Here is a 17,235-nt window from a genome sequence, read left to right on the forward strand (position 1 = left end):
TTCTTTCCCAATCAATAAGAAAGAAACCGAATTGACTTCAGGCTATTTTGTTTAGTTTTCAAGGTTCGAAATGTTCTTCGTCATTTATTGCCGCCTCAAAACAGCGACTTTATAAATGTAACACGCATTCAAGTTTGCGTCAATACTTTTTTGAATTTGTGTTAGCAACTTATTTAGCCGTTTTTTGCGACGGTTATAAATATAGCATGGAGTATTTATAGAAGTCAATAGTTATTCTCGTCTTTTTTTATTTATCTTGGAACATCCCTAATGAGCCACCGGTTCCTCAGTCGCTCATTAGCATCCCCAAAAATATAAAATGTGCTCATTGACCTGCATTTTCGATTATCGCTTTCCTGATCCTTCTCTCACTTGCTCAATATATGCCGCTTCTTCAGCCTCACTTAAAATGCCATAAGCTTCACCGACAGTTCCATTTTGCATCCGCCATATTGTATTATGATCTTCATCAGCCTGTGAAAAATCTCCATTAGACCATCGAGTTAATATATCTCTATAGATATCTTCATTATTGATGCCTGTTTCGTCCAGTCCGTTCAATAACCATTCAATTCTTTCCTCTGTTATTAAATAAAAACCCCATTTTTTATTGGCTTTTACTTTTTGGTGAGACATACCATGAATGTACTCTTGATAATACGCTTCAGACAATTCACTTTGTGTTCGTTTTTGTCCAAACGGGTTTTTTCCTTCTTCTTTATATTCTTCGATTTCTTCTTCTGTTACGTCTTGTTTTGCTTGTTCCCTTGCTTGCTCAATCTCTTTTTCTACTTCCGGCTCAGCCTCAGAGGTCTCATTTAAGATGTTTTCGTTCATCCAGTAGTATGTACCAGTAGCAATTATTACAACAATCAAGATTGGTAGAAGCCATTTCCACGTACCCTTCAATATAATCCCCCTCAATGCTTTTATGTTTTATTAGAATATTTTATCAATAATGGTAGATACTTTCATTTTATACAAGTCAGTTACAAAACGAAACCTTTTTTAGTTTTTCTATCTTTTCGACAATCTCTTGAATGTTCACTCTACTATTAACAAGTTGCGGGACAGATATGCTATAATTCTTATGGAAAGAAGGAGGTTCACCATGGGGTTAAAATACAGTAGTAAAATTAATAAAATCCGGACGGTAGCCTTAGGGCTAATCTTCGCCGGAATGATCATTATGTATATTGGACTATATTTCAGAAATATTGAGTGGTTATTAGTCACTTTCATGATTCTCGGCTTGATCGCCATTGGATTGAGTACCGTTATTTACTTATGGATTGGTATGTTATCAACGAAAGCCATTCCGATTGAATGTCCGGAATGTGGCAGACCGACGAAAATGCTTGGACGTGTTGACGCCTGCATGCATTGCAAGCAGCCTCTCACATTCGACCGAAATCTTGAAGGTAAAGAATTTGATGAAAAGTATAATTCCAAAAAATATTGGAAAGAACAACAAGATCAATAACAGCATAATCAATCTCATTTCTGTGCATATGTAAAAAGGGCTAATCGATTAGCCCTTTTTTTGTGTCAGTTTATTAATGCTTTGCCATCTGCTGGCAATTTTCGCAAGTGCCATAAACCTCTAAACGGTGATTGGATACATCAAATCCTGTTACCTGTTCAGCAAGTTGTTCCACTTCATTTAATGAAGGGTAATGGAAATCTACAATCTTACCGCACTCATCGCAGATAATGTGGTAATGATCTGAAGTGTTACAATCGAATCGACTGGAAGAATCTCCATATGTTAATTCTCGAACAAGTCCGATATCTAAAAAAACGCGAAGATTATTATAGACGGTCGCAACGCTCATGTTCGGAAATTTGTCTTCCAATGCTTTATAAATCTCATCTGCAGTTGGGTGCTTCATGGATTGCATCAAGTATTCCAGCACTGCATGACGCTGTGGTGTAATACGAACACCCGATTCCTTTAACGTTGTTAATGCTTCTTGTAATCTTTGTTCAGGCACCGTCATGCACCTCGCTTTCCTAAATAATAATATTCTTACATTAGAATGCTTATAATTTAGTTTACTAAGCGATTGCTATGATTGTCAATTAAATTGTATTCTTTCTAAATAAGCTAAGTCATTCATTCATTTAAAAAGAGTCGGATTACTATAATAAATCCCTATTTCGCTGGACGTTTTTTAAATGTCTGTATGCAAAGGTAGCTCTTCGCCGCCCAAATGATGATTGACATATCGAGCTGCAACAAACAAAAAGTCAGAAAGACGATTTAAATAGGATTGTACGAGTGGATTAGTCAAGTCTTCACCCATTGATATTGTGACACGTTCTGCACGACGGGCAATTGTTCGCGCAACATGTAAGCTCGCAGCTGCTGGATGACCAGATGGCAGAATGAAATTTTTTAATTCTTCAAGATCTTGATCCCAGCGATCGATCGTTGTTTCTAACTGATCGATATGTTCTTGTTTTAATTTCCACATAACCTCTTTATCACTCGGCGTTGCAAGCTCTGCACCGACGTGAAACAAAATCGTTTGCACCCTGTGAAGTGCATCAATTACTTCCTGCTTCCCTTCCCATGTTTCATTGGTCAATTGACTTAGTGCTAATCCAACCATCGAGTTTGTTTCGTCACAAGTTCCATAAGCTTCAACCCGGACGTCATTTTTCGGAACTCGTGTCCCATAAATTAAGGACGTTTCCCCTTTATCTCCCGAACGTGTATATATACGCATATTAATACCCCTTTCGAGCGTCGATTTGATTGAGCGGAAATTCTTCATTTTTTAAGTATGCATCTAAGTTCTTTTTAAAGATCTCAAAACCCCTCGGTTGATAATGTCTAGAAATCCCAGATAAATGTGGTGTAATCGTCGTGTTTTCTAAACTCCACAACGGACTTTGTTCGTTCAGAGGCTCTTCTTCCATTACATCCAATATCGCGTGCTGTATTTTTTCTTGTTTTAACGCATCGATTAACTCTTTTTCATCTACTGTTGTTCCACGACCCATATTCAGAAATATAGCTTCGTTATGCATTGCATCGAACTGTTCAGTGCCGAACACTTTCTCTGTCTCTGTAGTTGCTGGCAAAACATTAATGACATAATCAGCGTTCCCTAGCTGTATGTTTAGTTCCTCGATTGTATACGTTTCATCAAAGTTCTCTTTCGCCCGGCCACTCTTTGATATGCCAATTGTTCTCATACGAAAAGCTTTCGCCAAACGTGCGACTTCCTGGCCAATCGCACCTGTTCCTGCAATAAGCATTGTTTTCCCAGAGATCTCAACCATTTTTACTGCTCGTGACCATTCATGAGCTTTTTCTTTTTCATAAAGCTCCTTCGCTTTTCGTTCAACTTGCAACAACATTGCAATTGCATATTCACCCATAGGTCCCGCTGAGATTCCTCGTGCGTTTGTTACGGAAATACCTTTCTCAGCAACCTTTTCTAACGGCATGTCATCAACACCAGCTGAGACGACCATGATCCACTTCAACTTGTTTGCTTTCTCAATATGTTCTTCAGTCAAATCCACACCATAGGTGATGAGCACTTCAGCTTCATGCAATTCTGGTTCCGCTTCGTCAATCGACTCTTTCCATAAAAATTCGACTTTAGGAAAGCTCTTTTCCATATCCTCTTTAATTACTGCTTTCGTTTTAAATGTCGTTAGTACCTTCATATCGATTTGCTCCTTTAACTGGCTCGACTTATTGCAAATTGTTTTCGATATATTGTAATGCTTCTTCTACGTGATCTTTTACTCTAACTTTTCGGAACTCCTTCACTAGATTACCTTCACGATCAATGATGAAAGTGGAACGTTCAATTCCTTCATATTCTCTTCCGAAGTTCTTTTTCAATTTCCAAACATCATACGTTTCTGCAACTTGATGATCTTCGTCTGCAAGTAACAAAAACGGCAGCTCATGTTTTTCAATAAATTTGTTATGTCTATCAACCGAATCCGGGCTTACACCTAGAATAACGGCATCCAACTCACTGAATTTTTCATATTGATCTCTGAAATCACATGCTTGAGTCGTACATCCCGGTGTCATATCTTTCGGATAGAAATATAAAACAACGAATCTTCCGCGATAGTCCGATAAACTGACGGATTCACCGTTACTGGCTGGTAGTGTAAAATCAGGTGCTGTTTGTCCTACTTCGACTGTCATGAGAACATCCCCTTTATGATTGTTTGTACTATAAGATTACCGAAGTTTTCTGACAGTGACAAATATTTATACCTTTCATTTCAGCTTTACCATTGGTTCGACAAAGCTCCATAAAGTTTGGGAAATTTCCCGGGAAATAAGTTGTATCTTGGCGACTAACCGAGGAGCTTGTACAAAAATGCTGCAGGGAGCAAATACCCAATCATCGCTTCAAATAAAGCAATCGGTTTGCCGATGCCAATTGGTGTTACATCACCATAACCGACAGTCATCAGTGTGACACCACTAAAGTAGACCGAATGAAAAAACCGCTCGAAGGACGTTCCGGATTGGAGCGGCTGATTGACGAGCAGTGAAAACCCCGCTTCAGATAGCAAAAAATAGAGCAAAGCAAATCCGAGCATTAATATGAAATAGATGGCTATAAACGAGGTAAATAACTCTTTCGAAAAAGCTCCACGTACATCTTGATAGTTTTTTACGAATACGAATAAGCTGCTGATGATAATTAGAATGATAAGTATAGCGAAAAACCGATCCATGTAATCACCAATTCCTTCGTTAATGCTTCATTATATGAAGTTTCTCTTCAAAAGATGTTCGTAAATCGTTATGCTAGAATGGTTAACGAGAATCTTTTAGGAGGAATGTTGTTGTGAATCGAACTACATCTGAAAAACTTTATGAAGAAGCAAATGATTTAATCCTCGGCGGTGTCAACTCGCCATCACGTGCATATAAAGGGGTTGGCGGCGGAACTCCAGTATTTATGGAAAAAGCGAAAGGCAGTCATTTCTGGGATGTTGATGGGAATGAATACATCGACTATTTAGGTGCTTATGGCCCGATTATTACCGGACATGCACATCCACATATTGCTGAGGCGATTTCTGAAGCTGCCTATAATGGTGTGTTATACGGAACGCCGACAAAATTGGAGAACCAATTTGCGAGAATGTTAAAAGATGCAATTCCTACATTAGACAAAGTACGCTTTGTAAACTCTGGTACGGAAGCGGTTATGACAACAATCCGAGTTGCTCGTGCTTATACGAATCGAACGAAGATCATAAAATTTGCCGGTTGTTATCACGGTCACTCTGACTTAGTGTTGGTCGCTGCAGGTTCTGGACCTGCTACGTTAGGAACACCTGACTCTGCTGGTGTACCTCAAAGTATCGCCCAAGAAGTAATTACCGTTCCATTTAATGATGTGGAAGCTTTCCGTGATGCATTAGAACGATTCGGCGATGAAGTGGCCGGGGTACTAGTGGAACCGATTGTCGGTAATTTCGGTATTGTTGAACCTGCTGTCGGTTTCTTGGAAAAAGTGAAAGAGCTGACACATGAGAATGGGAGTTTATTAATTTTTGATGAAGTCATTACTGCCTTCCGCTTCCATTATGGAAGTGCACAGGACTTAGTAGGTGTAAACGCAGATATGATTGCCATGGGTAAAATTATCGGAGGCGGTCTACCAATCGGTGCTTATGGTGGACGAGCGGATATTATGGAACAAGTCGCCCCACTCGGGCCTGCATACCAAGCAGGAACAATGGCTGGGAACCCTGCTTCGATGGCTGCAGGAATTGCGTGTCTCGAGGTGTTGAATGATCCTGTGAATTATGAACGGTTAGACGCTATGGGTGAAGCCTTGGAAGAAGGTATTTTAGAAAGTGCCAATAAACATGGTCTACCGGTAAAAATTAATCGGTTAAAAGGCGCGTTTACGGTTTTCTTTACTGATGAAGAAATTACAAATTATGATCAAGCAGAAAATACCGATGGCGAAATGTTTTCTCGATTTTTCAAGTTGATGTTGGATCGAGGCATCAACCTTGCACCATCAAAATATGAAGCTTGGTTCTTAACGATTGCTCACACAGATGAAGATATCGAAAAAACGTTACAAGCGGTTGATGAAAGCTTTGCAGAAATGGCAAAATCCTAAATTAATCACAAAAACTTTTCCAAAAAAGCAAAAAGAGTCTTGTTTTTTAAAATGAATGTGTTAATATATAGATAATTCAGAATTATTGGATTACCCCTTATTATAGGAACGATGTTATGAAAACTCCCTTCCTTTCTGGTTTTGCCAGATTGAAGTGTTCGCAATTTGTGCGGACACTTCTTTTTTTGTTGCATATCAGATTGTGATAGGTAGTAGATTGTTATAAGATAGGAAGAGATTCGATATTCATTACATCTCAGAGTAATTTCTGGACAAGGGTGTTTGAAAAGAATTGGAGGTTGATTCAATGAAACTAGGCGCACGTGCATTCAAGACAGGCGTAGCTATTATGATCACGATGTATATCGCCACCTTGATTGGTTTTGAGGCTGGATTCTTTGCTGGGACAATTGCGGCAGCAACGTCACTACAGCCCTCCATCTATCGTTCTTTTCAAACGATGGCAGAACAAATTCAAGCGAATATTTTAGGTTCTGGAATTGCAATCATTATCGTACTGACAGCAGGGAATGCCCCTTTCCTAATTGGTATAGGTATTGTAGTTGTCATAGGCATATGTACTTTTTTCAAAATGAAAGAAGATACGACATTCATTGCCATCATTGCGCTTCTCGCATTGATGATGTATTCTGCGGATGTCGTATACCTAGAGTTTGCAGGAATACGATTTACGACAATTTTAATTGGTATTTTTTCCGCATTCCTAGTGAATTTAGCTTTCTTACCACCAAAATATGAAATCCAATTATTTAATCAGATCAGTGAGCTGACTTCGGACCTATTACAATGGATTCGTGTAACGACAAGGCATCTAGCCGATCAGCCTGCCCTTAAAAAAGAAATTGAAACGCTAAACACGGAACTGTGGCAATTAGAGAACACGTATTTATTATTTTCAGAAGAACGGACATATTCGCGTTCTAGAGGTATTGAACGAGCAAGAAAGTTAGTCATATTCCGCTCGCTCATCTCTCTATCCCGTAAATCGTATGATTTGTTGACGACTTTACATCGATTGGATTATGACATTGAGCATATTTCGAAAGACATCAGTAAGCGAATTTTAAAAGAAGTCGATAAGGTGATGCATACACATGAGAAATTGATGCTGATGTATCAAGGACGGATCCGCTCAAAGGATACCGATCCGCTCCATAGTGTTTCGACCCCAGATGTGAAGGGGTTAATCGTAGAGTTGATCAATTATTATGATGAAGGTGATGAGGAAGCGCGGTTGAAGTTAATCCCGCTTGCGTCGATGTTATATGATTATCATGAAGAAATGATGCATTGCAAAATGTTGATGAAAAGTTATTTAAAGAAAGCACCTGATCATGAACTCTATTAAAAGAGTAAGATAAGCAATAGCATTAACGCTAGGTTCATTAGATATGAATATTCAATTTGCTTTTCCGCTGAAGTCGTTGGACCCGAAAATTTATGAACAAAAGTAATTAACAGCAACTGCCATAAAAACGTGAAGTAATACAGCAATGCATAAAAACTAACACGAGAATCAAGAAATTCTGTCAATGAATCGTTTTGAAAAGCTAAAATGAAAGCGATAAACGATATCGTGAACCAAGCAAATATAATAGGAAGCATTTTTTTCCACGCCGGATGTTGTAAAAACGTCCGGCTTTTCTTTATTTGAAAAAGAAAGAACAAGCACATGAGACCACTAATGAACAGAAAACCTGTCATAACTAACAATGGAGACGTAACCATCCCCATCGAATCACCGATTTGGTAATGGAGATCAATTTCCATATAGTTAAAAATCAGAGCGCTTATGATTAAAACAATCCCGACGGCACCTTGATAGATTGACCATTTATTCATTGTTGCTCTCCTTCTTGCTTTTTAGCATCTGCTTCAGTAGTGAAATGTTATCTTGAAACGATTTTGCTCTGCTCTCGTCATCTTTTTCGGCATAACGTATTTTCTCATAAAGCTCGATGACTTCCTGGCGTTCATGTCCAAAAATTTGTTGCCTGTCGAGCCACTCATCAATCGTTTCATCACGATAACGACCGACGTTTTGATCTGTAGCCCATTTCTCCAGTCGATAGTACATTTTTCGAATTGGATTTTTTGGTGCTTGATGACGATTACCCTTCCAAAAACGTTGCTCCGTCGTACGATTTCTCTTCACCGTAATTGTTTGTTCTCTCTGCGTTGCATCCTCGCGCACCAAATTTCTTCGGTACCTTAAAAATAAAAATACAAGGAGTAAGATAATCAATCCACCGACACCATATAAAAACCATTCGATGTACGCACCAAGCATCGTTGTTTCTGTTCGCTGTTGTTCGGGTCCTGTCACGAATTCTGGATCACTTTTTATAGATTCAATCTCCGGTGGTTCGATATTAATATACTCAGTCAACTGCATAATTGGAGAAACAATCCAAGCAAGAGCCATCAGTACCCCATAAAAAACATATCCAAAAAGCAAGCGAATGTACGGAAAAAGAGTAGTCAGCGAATAGGTGCCAACAAACAGCAACAGTGCAATGCTAAGAAACCAAATGGCTTTCTTTTTGCCAACATTGTTCGCGCCGTCCGGGTCGCTGAAATAATAAAGCAGAAATCGTCCAAGTAAAAATGTAAACAAAAAGACAGCCGCTATTAGTAAGTAGTTGTTTGCATATGGATGCCCGTTAATGAATTCATATGCGACAACACTCATCACCAACGTACTGATAAGAATCTTTTCTTCATGGTCTTGATCGGGTTTCAGTAAATGAGACTCAATCCGAACAAACAAAACAATGGCCATGACTATTACTAGCACATAATGATAGCCGAATAAAAATGCCAGACCTGCTGCGAGGATTGGACCGAGAGCAATCAACGGTTTTCCTGACTTCAAAAAAACAAGCGTACTAACTGCATAAGCTACTATAGCCAAGCAGAAAAATGAAATCAGTGATGCACCAAGATTATTTTGCATATGAAAAAAATAAATAACAATCCATATCGGGAACAGCTCTAATATGTATTGATAAAATTGAACATAACGATTAGGCAAATGATCCATCCGCAGCCACCCCCTTTTCTTGGGATTCGTCAGTCTGCAAGTGATGGACACGTGATCCTTTTTGTTCGAACATTCGATAATAATCATCGTAATCTGGATGGTTCATCCCTGCTTGAATAACATCTGTCGCCAATGGTTCTTTTAGAATAATTTGATTCAACATATTTTCAAACGGAACGGTAAAGGTCCCACCTTGAATTCTTGCCAACAGTTCAAGTGTATTCCCGAGATGTTTCTCCCCTTTTCCTTCAGCCTGGTGAATAAACGGAACACGATTCATCGATAAAATATTGATATATAAGGAGTAAGGGATTCCTTTTTTCGTCGCATCCATCGCCAAATATGCAACTTGTTCAACCATTTCTTCAAACGCTTCTCTGTTGTTACGTGTTAATTTCACATTAATTAAAAACATCCGAGATAAATGACTGACCCGTTCGTCGACTTTCACGTGAAATTCACCTGTTCTTGCACTTGCTTTCCAATGGATTTGATTAAAAGGGTCACCAAATTCATACGGTCGTGTACCGATGTTTCGAGATCGATCGATATATAACGATTGCTGTGTTACATGTTCGCCTTTTCCTTTTGGCTGCACGTGCTGCAAATGATGAACAGCTTTTTTCTTTGGAAAAACGACTACTTCTGTTAAATTCAAATCGTCTAGCTTTAAATAGATCTGATTCAGATTAAAGGGATTCGGTAAAATGATTTCTAGCGATCGGATTTGTGATACGCCACGCTGCTTTGCCGTATAAGGAAATTCGATCGTTTTTTCTTCCCAAAATTGGAGGCTGAATGGCTTTTCGACAAATGTTCGTTCTCGACGGCGATGCATCTTACCCCCACTTAACTCAATGGCATGATCCATTTCCATTGAAATTTTCGCCATCAGTAATGGCAAAATACCCTTCTGCCGAATGACCACTTCAATTGAACCGGTACCCCCTGGATCGACCCGTTGTTGTCTTTGTGCAACTGTAACCTCCAAAAAGTCATCCACATGCTTTTCATAAAATTTCCCTAGCCCATATATAGCAACAATGAGTATTGCCAAAAACAACAATAAAAAAGCATGCCCAAATGCTGAAATCACCAACCCACCGAATAACAAAAGCACAGCAACCACTGTTAGCGTACGAAATATACTTATTTCAAGAATTGATTTATGAAATGACATATCGCTCTTCCTTATGTAAGCTTTTCCCATACTATATCATGAATTCAATCATTTCTGAAAATAAACTTTATATTGCAGCTGCATTGTTATCGTTTCTACAAAATATACGCTAGTTCAATCGGTCAAAAGAAAAACTGGTAGATTTATTTGGATTTAGGGTACAGAATAAAAAGGCGATAAAAAAACTCCCGTATCAGTTGGGAGTTTACACTTTATTTAACAATACGAAAAACATACATAGTTGTTTCCAGAATATCATTCATTCGTAAGAAAACACTTATTCGCTTGGTTGCTCCGATTTAGAATAGCTGGCTACTATTCACAACCACACTCAAATTCCTTGAATTTATATTCCTTGTACAGTGTTAATTCCCCAAAATCACTTGAAGCCGTCTCGTAAACTTTGACTAAGGGAGCAATATCTTGTTCAGCAAACCTTTTTACTTGCTCATCCATATCGGTAGATGAATCTAAAATATATTCATTCATATCTTCGTATAAATCATTATGTTCACACACATCATATGTAACTACGACATAACTTTTTGACATGACCAACACCTGCTTTGTCATTACTATTTTATAGTTGAGCAAGATTGTCTATTTTCTAATTTCATAGGTAAGTAATTTCATTATATAAAAAGATAGTCCAATTAAAGCTGTAATTACGCCGGCTATAAATGTTATTAAGGGTATTATGCTACTTTCTTCCTGGTTCACATAGAATTCTGGTAAACCGATCATAAGTATTTTTCCAATACCTGATAAAGCTATAATAATAAACCCTGAACAAGTATATATTGCTGCGATGTATTTATTCATTTTACCCCCACCTTATCTATTCGTTAATTTATCTTTTTAAATTAGAATCTTTATTAAAACAGCTTTCACAAATAAATTTACCCTCGTTACTTAAATAGGCTTTTATTTCAGTGAGACCCTTACGCTTTGGGTAGCGCATTTTTACAAAAACATCGTCCTCAGCTTCAATCTCTTTACCACATTCAATACATTTAGGTTTATCTTCTAGCAAAATATCACCTCTTTCCTTTAAATTTTTTTATCAGCTGGCAACGTTTAATGAACATTTCAATTAAATGTTATATCCATTTTATCAGAAACCCTCTATTTACCTGCAAAGAACTTAGTAAATTTTTCAGTCAATTGACTAAATCTCGCATTCCTACTGGTCATGAAAACACTTGTAACGGCAAAAAATAGAGGTCCAAGCCGTACGTGGCTTAGACCGCTTATTTGTAGGTTATTCTAACTTTTGGACAAAACCTGTTAGCTTTCTTGGAGTACTCTATCGTATATTTCTTACTTTATTTTTCGTAAGTTTCCCTTCATCATCCAATTCCTGTACTTGATAAAGGTTATAATAAATTCCTTTTCGACGCATGAGTTGCTCATGACTACCTTGTTCTTTGATTTGTCCATCTTCAATTAATATAATCCGATCCGCATGAGTGATCGTTGATAAACGGTGAGCCACGATAAACGTCGTTCGGTCGTGGGCTAGCTTGTTCATCGCCTCTTGAATTAAGTGTTCACTTTCTAAATCAAGAGCGGATGTCGCTTCATCCAACACAAGTAGTGGTGGGTTTTTCAAAAAGACACGTGCAATCGCAACACGCTGTTTCTGACCACCGGATAGCTTAACACCACGTTCTCCAACAAGCGTATTGTAACCTTCTGGAAGTTCCATGATAAAGTCGTGCGCGTTTGCTGCTTTTGCCGCTTCAATCACTTCTTCATCAGTTGCGTCAGGATTTCCCATCCGAATATTTGTCGCAACAGAATCACTGAATAAAATCGTGTCTTGGAGAACGAGCCCAATTTGGTCACGCAACGTTCGTGCTTGTACCTTTGTAATATCTATTCCATCAATCGTAATTTTCCCAAGACTTGGATCATAAAATCGAGGGATCAAGCTGACAAGCGTTGACTTTCCTCCACCACTCATTCCGACTAAAGCAACTGTCTCGCCTTCAGCGACTTTTAGATCGATATTTTTAAGTGCGTATGACTCATTTGGATTATATTTAAATGATACATTTTCAAAATGAACATCACCTTTGACAGCTTGCATCGGCTTTGCATCCGGTTCATCGGTAATGTCATATTCTTCATCCATGAATTCAAACACACGGTCCATCGAAGCGTGTGCTTGTGTTAGTTGGTTTGATGAGTTGACTAATCGTCGTAATGGGTTGTAAACCCTGTCCATATAAGCTGTAAAGGCAACCAATGTACCGAGCGATACGTTCCCATCAATGACAAAATAACCACCGACTGCAAGCAACAATAGTGGCGCCAAATCTGTAATCGTGTGTGTCACTGAATAAGATTTCGCATTCCAACTTGTAAACGCTAATGCGCGGTTCAAATAGTGAGAGTTTCGATCGTCAAATTGTTTTTGTTCATGATCTTCCAACGCAAAACCACGGACGACTGGCATTCCTTGTACACGCTCTGTCAGATGCCCTTGCACTTCCGCGAGTGCTTGTGACCGTTCTCGTGTTAAGTTACGTAAACGTGAGTAAAAGTATTTTACCGAAAAACCATACACAGGGAACAGGACAATTGCGACTAATGTCAACAACGGATCAAGCCAGATCATAATACCAATCGCAATTAGGATGGTCACCATGTCCAACCACAAATTCATGAGCCCTGTCATGATAAACGTTTTCGTCTGTTCAACGTCGTGAATCACTCGAGAAATAATCTCTCCAGTTTTCGTTCTGGAGTAAAAATTCAAACTCAACCGTTGAATATGATCGAATAATGTATTTCGAATATCATATAAAATCTTACTGCTTACCCACTGAGCGTAATATTGACGGAAATATTCAACTGGCGGACGTATAATTAGGAATAAGAAGAATGCAATTCCCATCGTCCAAAGCAGTTTATCTAACTTTTCACTGTTGCTTAATGCATCCGCACCAACGATGTCGTCAATCACATATTTTATAATTAACGGCATCAATAGCGGGATACTGAATTTCACTATTCCAATTAAAATTGTAAAGAAAATTTTCCATTTATATGGCTTAACAAAGGCCAAATACCTCTTAATACTATCCATGTCTTCACCTGCTTGTAAGTTCAAACAACTATTTGTTTTTTATATCGTGATATTTTTTCAAAAAAAGACTGCCTTTAGTACGATTCAGCAGCCTGTAGCGTCTTTATTATTGCACAATTCAATAAGTCAGATACTGTTCATACCAACGTTCTGTAAAATCAGGTGCAAATGGACCTTTCCGTTGTAGAATCCATTGTTCCAAAATGCCTAACTGCTTGTACAAAATCCGTTCAAGTACTACCGGATAATTCATTAACTGTTTATGTTCGATAAATTCATCTTCATCCAATATTTTATAAGTCATATCCGGAAAAACTTTTATATCCAAGTCATAGTCGATATATTTAACTGCGCCTTCATCGAGTACGTAAGGCGAGCCGATATTCGAGTAATAATGGACACCGTCATTTCGTAACATACAAATAACATTAAACCAATAATTTGCCGTAAAATAAGCAATCGCTGGTTCGCGCGTAAACCAAGTACGACCATCATTTTCTGTCACCAACACCCGATCGTTCGCTCCGATTAACATTGAAGAAGTACTCTTTAAGACAGTCGTTTCTTCCCAAACCCGGTGGATGGCGCCATTATGTTTGTAACTCTGAATTTCAATAACTTCACCAGCCTTTGGGTTCTTCATGATATACCTACTTTCCGCACAATTACGTTTCAAAATTTATTTTGAATTAATTGTAACACAGGACATACACCATAGCGATTAAGATGCGTTCGTTGTGAGGTGCCGCTTCGTATGTACAATTTATTGTTGGTGATTGTTGATAAATGCTTGCTGACTGTTGATACGACGCTCCTAACTGTCGATAAACGCACGCTCACTGTTGATACGGCACGCCTAACTGTCGATAAACGAGCGCTGACTGTTGATACAGCGCGCCTAACTGTCGATAACCAGCACGCGCGTCCACCCATAAAATATTTAAAAAACCAGCCGTGCTTTATCGCACGACTGGTCACATCATCGCTATTTTACTTTTTTTGTTCAGATTGCTTGTTTCGACGGCGAACTTCCTGAGCATCCGTCTCACTAGCAAATTCTTCTGCAAACTGGTTTCCTTGAGCAGATTGGTTTTGCTTCTGCACCTTTTTGATATTTGTTCCTGCAGCAGTTTCGTTTGGCTGACGTTTGTTTTTAGCCATTTATATCACCTCCGCAGTGATTAATTTGTCCAACATTTGCGGAGGTTATCCATCGAAATTCGTTGTCAATTAATTCAAGTGCTAAAGGCTTAAGAGTCAATCTGCTGTTTTACTTTGTGCTGGACTTTTGAAAGTGGGTACTGATCCATCTCTTCCAACGTTACAAATTGTCCGTGATCCGTTGAAATATCTCCGTCCGAAACGCGGCAAAAAATTGGATAGACTTCCCAAATGACATGGCTGAATACGTGTTTCACCGGCTTACCTTCATGAACCATTTCGAGATTCAAATCATATTCCAGTTCGATATAGTGAACGGCTTCATCTTTCGGAAACTCAGCTTGCTCGACCAATGGAAATTGCCATAAATTTGCGAGCAATCCTTGTGCTGGTCGTTTTTGAATAAGGTACTGTCCATCAGCTTCAATCACCATCGCGAAATAAGCAATCGTTCGTTGTTTTTTCGCTTTTGTTTTAACAGGCAGTTCTTCTTGGATACCTTTTGAGAATGCCGTACAATAGGATGAAACAGGGCATTCATTACATTTGGGTTTTTTCGGCGAGCAAATTAAAGCGCCGAGTTCCATCAATCCTTGATTAAAAGATGAAGGATCTTCTTTTGAAATAACTGCTTCTACAACTTGTTCAAATTTTTTCTTCGATTTTTGATCGGCAATATTATCATACACCTCAAATATCCGCGACATGACACGCATCACGTTACCATCAACAGCAGGAATTGGCTCACCAAAGGCAATGCTCATTATCGCTCCTAACGTGTATGGACCGATCCCCTTCAATTTTTTCAGTTCGGATGACTGTGATGGAATTTGGCCATCATATGTAGCGACGACTTCTTTTACTGCTGTATGTAAATTTCTTGCGCGTGAATAATAACCAAGACCTTCCCAAGCTATTAATACATCTTGTTCATCCGCGTTGGCCAAATCATTGACGGTAGGAAATCGTTCCATAAACTGATTAAAATAATGAATTACCGTATCCACACGTGTTTGTTGTAGCATGATTTCGGAGACCCATATTCGGTAAGGATCTTGATTTTCCCGCCAAGGAAGGTCTCTTTTAATGCTTTGGTACCAACTAATTAAGTCTTGCTGAAATGAATGTTTATCAAAATTTTCGGGTATATATGTGGTTGACGCGTTATTCATGATTCACTCACCATTCTTCGTGTTTACATAATATTTTTTTAAAAGGAGGTGCACAATTGGATACTGCAACTCACTTGACGATGGGGGTCGCATTAAGTGGTCTCTCTGTAATAGATCCGGTCATTGAAGCTAATCCAAGTTTATTTACTGCTACTTTTTTTGGTGTCGTCATTGGCTCAATCGCCCCGGATTTCGATACAATTTTTAAATTAAAGGACAACGCAACGTATATTCGACATCATCGTGGTTATTCCCACTCACCGCCGATGCTCATTTTTTGGAGCTTTTTCGTTTCACTTCCTATTTTTTTCTTTATGCCGGAAATTTCCTATCTTCATTTATGGCTCTGGACGATGCTCGCTATCCTTTTACACGTGACGGTCGATATTTTCAATGCGTACGGCACACAAGCGCTCAGGCCGTTTAGCCATAAATGGTTAGCAATGGGCTTTATCAATACATTCGATCCGTTTATTTTCTATCTATTCGTTGCAGGCATTTTCGCCTGGTTGCTCGGAGCAAATCCAATTCATACATTTACGATTGTCTTTTTCATCAACATTCTTTATCACATTAAAAGATACTTGGACAAAAAAGAAATTGTTGATATTTTAAAACGGCATTTTCACGATAAAAACATTGAAAGAATTATTACGCAGCCGACAATCAAGCATAATTGGTGGCGGATTGCCGTCGTTGCAGATAATCAATTTTTCATTGCTGATAGTGTCGATGGCCATATTGAAATTCTCGATATATTCGATCGGAAACCGTTACCTGAAACTGCTGAGATGAATGCTGCATTACTCGATAAAAACGTGCAAGCTTTCGTCAACTTTTCCCCGGTTTATCGTTATGAAATTGATCGCCACGATGATTATATAGAAATCCGCTTCATCGACTTAAGGTACCGTTCGAAAGGTCATTATCCGTTCGTTGCAGTCGTTACGTTGGATAAGTTTTATAATATCCTGACTTCGTATACTGGCTGGGTTTATTCCGAAGAAAAACTACAAAAAAAATTAGACGTTCTATCTTAAAGCAAGGCTGCCTGGCGATTGTAATTCGAGGCAGCCTTGCTTTAAATTAGTACAATTCGATTTTATTTTTCAATAAGGAGATTGGAAGAGCTTCTTCTTCGTCAATTATATCACCATCAACACTTCTTCTCGTACCCCAAGCAAAAACGCCTTTCAAATAGCTAATCGTAAACGTCTCTCCAACTGCGCCTTCTAGCTCGTACACATCGCCTTTACTGTAATCCTTTGGGTCCATCATATAAGCTTCGGCCATGACCATTTTTCGTTGGTACACTTCAAATTCATTCACCATACCGAGCTGCTCAGCATTTTGTGCTTTCGCCTTCAACCGACCAATTTCTGAACGCAACTCTGGGATTGTGTATTCACTATATCTTCTTTCCATTCCTA

The 17,235-nt window shown here is 38.7% G+C and carries 21 protein-coding genes; 4 read left to right on the top strand and 17 right to left on the bottom strand.

All coding sequences use genetic code 11. The features are described from left to right. Positions 1–345: 345 nt before the first annotated feature. Positions 346–909 carry a DUF6241 domain-containing protein gene (locus tag FPQ13_RS04590; protein WP_144088153.1) on the bottom strand — a complete coding sequence of 188 codons (564 nt, stop codon included), beginning with the start codon at positions 907–909 and terminating at the stop codon, positions 346–348. A gap of 202 nt (positions 910–1,111) precedes the next feature. On the opposite strand from FPQ13_RS04590, the gene FPQ13_RS04595 reads away from it, so the two are divergent. After that, positions 1,112–1,483, top strand: coding sequence for a YgzB family protein (locus FPQ13_RS04595; RefSeq protein ID WP_144088154.1), 372 nt, complete (start codon positions 1,112–1,114; stop codon positions 1,481–1,483). Positions 1,484–1,556: 73 nt separating this feature from the next. Here the strand turns inward: FPQ13_RS04595 and perR are convergent, their stop codons facing one another. From perR to FPQ13_RS04620, 5 genes are all read right to left on the bottom strand, one after another. Continuing rightward, entirely contained in the window at positions 1,557–2,000 is a 444-nt protein-coding gene (gene perR, locus FPQ13_RS04600; RefSeq protein WP_144088155.1) for a peroxide-responsive transcriptional repressor PerR, read from the bottom strand. Between the two features lie 174 nt (positions 2,001–2,174). Then, positions 2,175–2,732, bottom strand: a complete 558-nt coding sequence (locus tag FPQ13_RS04605) for a cob(I)yrinic acid a,c-diamide adenosyltransferase (protein WP_144088156.1) — start codon at positions 2,730–2,732, stop codon at positions 2,175–2,177. Between the two features lies 1 nt (position 2,733). After that, entirely contained in the window at positions 2,734–3,684 is a 951-nt protein-coding gene (locus tag FPQ13_RS04610; RefSeq protein WP_144088157.1) for a D-2-hydroxyacid dehydrogenase, read from the bottom strand. A gap of 28 nt (positions 3,685–3,712) precedes the next feature. Then, positions 3,713–4,183 (bottom strand): thioredoxin-dependent thiol peroxidase, encoded by a 471-nt coding sequence (bcp, locus tag FPQ13_RS04615; RefSeq protein WP_144088158.1) that lies wholly within the window; start codon positions 4,181–4,183, stop codon positions 3,713–3,715. A 155-nt stretch (positions 4,184–4,338) separates the two neighbouring features. Further along, positions 4,339–4,725, bottom strand: coding sequence for a potassium channel family protein (locus tag FPQ13_RS04620; protein ID WP_144088159.1), 387 nt, complete (start codon positions 4,723–4,725; stop codon positions 4,339–4,341). A 113-nt stretch (positions 4,726–4,838) separates the two neighbouring features. Here FPQ13_RS04620 and FPQ13_RS04625 point away from each other — a divergent pair, with 113 nt between their 5' ends. Both FPQ13_RS04625 and FPQ13_RS04630 read left to right on the top strand, forming a co-directional pair. Continuing rightward, positions 4,839–6,134: a glutamate-1-semialdehyde 2,1-aminomutase gene (locus FPQ13_RS04625; protein WP_144088160.1), complete on the top strand. Its 1,296-nt coding sequence runs from the start codon at positions 4,839–4,841 to the stop codon at positions 6,132–6,134. Between the two features lie 307 nt (positions 6,135–6,441). Further along, on the top strand, positions 6,442–7,503 hold the full coding sequence (locus FPQ13_RS04630; RefSeq protein ID WP_144088161.1) for an FUSC family protein: 1,062 nt from the start codon (positions 6,442–6,444) through the stop codon (positions 7,501–7,503). Here the strand turns inward: FPQ13_RS04630 and FPQ13_RS04635 are convergent. The 10 genes from FPQ13_RS04635 to mutY all read right to left on the bottom strand — a co-directional run bounded on the left by FPQ13_RS04635 (position 7,500) and on the right by mutY (position 15,805). After that, on the bottom strand, positions 7,500–7,997 hold the full coding sequence (locus FPQ13_RS04635; RefSeq protein ID WP_144088162.1) for a hypothetical protein: 498 nt from the start codon (positions 7,995–7,997) through the stop codon (positions 7,500–7,502). The two genes, FPQ13_RS04630 and FPQ13_RS04635, sit on opposite strands and share 4 nt — an antisense overlap. After that, entirely contained in the window at positions 7,990–9,198 is a 1,209-nt protein-coding gene (locus tag FPQ13_RS04640; RefSeq protein ID WP_144088163.1) for an MFS transporter, read from the bottom strand. The genes FPQ13_RS04635 and FPQ13_RS04640 overlap by 8 nt, the downstream gene beginning before the upstream one ends. Then, positions 9,182–10,378: a DUF58 domain-containing protein gene (locus tag FPQ13_RS04645; RefSeq protein ID WP_186279544.1), complete on the bottom strand. Its 1,197-nt coding sequence runs from the start codon at positions 10,376–10,378 to the stop codon at positions 9,182–9,184. The genes FPQ13_RS04640 and FPQ13_RS04645 overlap by 17 nt, the downstream gene beginning before the upstream one ends. Positions 10,379–10,693: 315 nt before the next feature. Further along, on the bottom strand, positions 10,694–10,930 hold the full coding sequence (locus FPQ13_RS04650; RefSeq protein WP_144088165.1) for a hypothetical protein: 237 nt from the start codon (positions 10,928–10,930) through the stop codon (positions 10,694–10,696). 48 nt (positions 10,931–10,978) lie between these two features. Then, complete coding sequence (locus FPQ13_RS04655) at positions 10,979–11,200, bottom strand: hypothetical protein (RefSeq protein ID WP_144088166.1); 222 nt, start codon at positions 11,198–11,200, stop codon at positions 10,979–10,981. A 28-nt stretch (positions 11,201–11,228) separates the two neighbouring features. Then, the gene (locus FPQ13_RS04660; protein ID WP_144088167.1) at positions 11,229–11,411 is read right to left on the bottom strand and encodes a Fe3+ hydroxamate ABC transporter substrate-binding protein; all 183 of its coding nucleotides are present in this window, start codon (positions 11,409–11,411) and stop codon (positions 11,229–11,231) included. 273 nt (positions 11,412–11,684) lie between these two features. Continuing rightward, the gene (locus FPQ13_RS04665) at positions 11,685–13,472 is read right to left on the bottom strand and encodes an ABC transporter ATP-binding protein (RefSeq protein ID WP_144088168.1); all 1,788 of its coding nucleotides are present in this window, start codon (positions 13,470–13,472) and stop codon (positions 11,685–11,687) included. 118 nt (positions 13,473–13,590) lie between these two features. Then, positions 13,591–14,115, bottom strand: a complete 525-nt coding sequence (ntdP, locus tag FPQ13_RS04670; RefSeq protein WP_144088169.1) for a nucleoside tri-diphosphate phosphatase — start codon at positions 14,113–14,115, stop codon at positions 13,591–13,593. A 347-nt stretch (positions 14,116–14,462) separates the two neighbouring features. Beyond that, the gene (locus FPQ13_RS04675) at positions 14,463–14,633 is read right to left on the bottom strand and encodes a gamma-type small acid-soluble spore protein (RefSeq protein WP_144088170.1); all 171 of its coding nucleotides are present in this window, start codon (positions 14,631–14,633) and stop codon (positions 14,463–14,465) included. An 89-nt stretch (positions 14,634–14,722) separates the two neighbouring features. Further along, the gene (gene mutY, locus FPQ13_RS04680) at positions 14,723–15,805 is read right to left on the bottom strand and encodes an A/G-specific adenine glycosylase (RefSeq protein WP_144088171.1); all 1,083 of its coding nucleotides are present in this window, start codon (positions 15,803–15,805) and stop codon (positions 14,723–14,725) included. A gap of 56 nt (positions 15,806–15,861) precedes the next feature. On the opposite strand from mutY, the gene FPQ13_RS04685 reads away from it, so the two are divergent. Next, positions 15,862–16,845: a metal-dependent hydrolase gene (locus tag FPQ13_RS04685; RefSeq protein WP_144088172.1), complete on the top strand. Its 984-nt coding sequence runs from the start codon at positions 15,862–15,864 to the stop codon at positions 16,843–16,845. A gap of 46 nt (positions 16,846–16,891) precedes the next feature. On the opposite strand, the gene FPQ13_RS04690 is transcribed toward FPQ13_RS04685, so the two are convergent. Continuing rightward, positions 16,892–17,230: a YfhH family protein gene (locus FPQ13_RS04690; RefSeq protein WP_144088173.1), complete on the bottom strand. Its 339-nt coding sequence runs from the start codon at positions 17,228–17,230 to the stop codon at positions 16,892–16,894. Positions 17,231–17,235: the final 5 nt, after the last annotated feature.

Source organism: Allobacillus salarius, from assembly GCF_007559425.1.
Taxonomy (GTDB): Bacteria; Bacillota; Bacilli; order Bacillales; family Alkalibacillaceae; genus Allobacillus; species Allobacillus salarius.